At 72.1% G+C, this 2,061-nt stretch carries 2 protein-coding genes; both read left to right on the top strand.

From position 1 onward, the window contains the following. Window positions 1-590: hypothetical protein (locus ACWGIU_RS36585; RefSeq protein ID WP_453712388.1), on the top strand; the 590-nt coding region annotated here is incomplete at its 5' end. Window positions 591-773: 183 nt separating this feature from the next. After that, window positions 774-2,061 (top strand): DUF6986 family protein (locus tag ACWGIU_RS36580; RefSeq protein ID WP_453712387.1); only part of this gene is annotated, 1,288 nt, incomplete at its 3' end.

The following is a 2,061-nucleotide window of genomic DNA, read 5'->3' as shown; positions in this document are numbered from 1 at the left end:
CTCCCGTGGCGCACACCGGGTCCCGCCACCCGGTTCCGGCCTCGTCGGTACCCGGCACCCGGCCACGCCTCCTGTGGGGCTCGCTGCTCGGTGCCGCCGGGGTGTACACCCAGCTCGTCGTACTCGGCCAATGGGGCTCGCTGGCCCTCGGGACGCTCGGTGCCGCGCTGCTCGCCTGCCTGGTGGCGTTCCTCGTCTCGAGGAAGAGCGCCGACGTGACCGACGAGGAGGGCCGGGGGGTCGCGTCGTCAGTCACGGTCGGCGTCCTCATCGGTGTGGTGTTGCTGTTCTGGCCGCCGGCTCCGTGGTGGGTGGGGGTGATCGTCCTGTGCGTGGCGTGGATCGCGCTGCTGTTCCTGTCCCAGCTCGTCCACGGCCTGGTGGGCGCGCTGGCCCGGCGGGATCCGTGGGTTGCCTGGCTCGGCACCGAGGCCGGGCTGCTCAACGCGGCGGTGTTCGGCGGTGTCCTCGCGGCCGACGGCGCGGCCGCCTACGCGGCGGTGGGCTGGGGGCTGGGGATGTGGCCGGCCGCGGCCCTCGTCACGGCCGTGTGCGTTCCCCGTATGCGGGAGGCGCAGGCCCCGGCCTGATCCGGTTCCGTAGGCGCTGACCTGCGTACTCTCCGACCGCGGGGCCGTGTGGTGTTTGTCACCGCGCGGCCCCGGCTCGTTTGTCCACGGCGGCGGGGGGACCATTGACGGAGCGGAACCCCGTGACTAAATTCTGCTATGCGGATCTAAGCTTCCGTGAAGCGGAAAAGAGGAGAGTGCACGATGGGTCAGCAGGAGAAGGTGGCGACGAGCCTCGCAGGCGCGGTCAGCGAGGGCATCAGCGCCTCCCTCGCGCCGGTGGACGCGGAACTCGCGCGCCACTACCCGGGCGACCCCGGCACCCGGCAGCCCATCCACACGGTCTATGTACCCGGTGACGTCTTCGCCGCGGACACCATCCGCTCCTGGGGCGACCAGGCCCTCGCCGCCCTCGACGAGCACGCCCCGGACGCCGCCACCTTCGCCAAGGTGCTCGGCATCTCCGACGAGCTGGCCGTACCCGTCTACGACCGCGTACGCGCCAAACTGGCGAACGAGCCCATCGAGGACCTCCGCGTCGACTTCGAGGACGGCTTCGGCGTCCGCTCCGACGAGGAGGAGGACCAGGCCGCGGCCCGCGCCGCCCGCCTCGTCTCGGAGGCCTTCTCCAACGGCACCAACGCGCCGTACATGGGCATCCGCATGAAGTGCATGGAGTCCAACGTCCGCGACCGCGGCATCCGTACCACGGACATCTTCCTCTCCGGCCTGCTGGAGCACGGCGGCCTGCCCGAGGGCCTGGTCCTGACCCTGCCCAAGGTCACCTACGCCGAGCAGGTCAGCGCCTTCGTCACGTTGCTGGAGGCCTTCGAGAGCGCCCGCGGCCTGCGCCCGGGCCGGATCGGCTTCGAGATCCAGATCGAGACCAGCCAGTCCATCGTCGCCTCCGACGGCACCGCCACCGTCGCCCGGATGATCGAGGCCTCCAAGGGCCGTGCCACCGGTCTGCACTACGGCACCTTCGACTACAGCGCCTGCGTCGGCGTCTCCGCCGCGTACCAGTCGAGCGACCACCCGGCCGCCGACCACGCGAAGGCGATCATGCAGGTCGCGGCCGCCGGCACCGGCGTACGCGTCTCCGACGGCTCGACCAACGTGCTGCCGATCGGCGCCACCGAGCACGTCCACGAGGCCTGGAAGCTGCACTACGGCCTGACCCGCCGCGCCCTGGCCCGCGCTTACTACCAGGGCTGGGACATGCACCCGGCGCACCTGCCGACCCGCTACGCGGCCGTCTTCACCTTCTACCGCGAGGGCCTGGAGGCCGCCGCCGCGCGCCTGAAGGCGTACGTGGCCAAGATCGAGGGCGACGTGATGGACGAGCCGGCCACCGCCAAGGCCTTGGCCGGCTACCTGGTCCGCGGCCTCGACTGCGGCGCGGTGGGCACCGAGGAGGTCGCTGCCCTCACCGGCCTGACCCGCGCGGAACTGGACGCCTTCGCCATCCCGCGCCGGTCGGCCACCCTGACGG

The organism is Streptomyces sp. NPDC054840, from assembly GCF_053611065.1.
The sequence above is the reverse complement of the archived record's forward strand: the minus strand, read 5'-3'. Positions and strand labels throughout refer to the sequence as shown.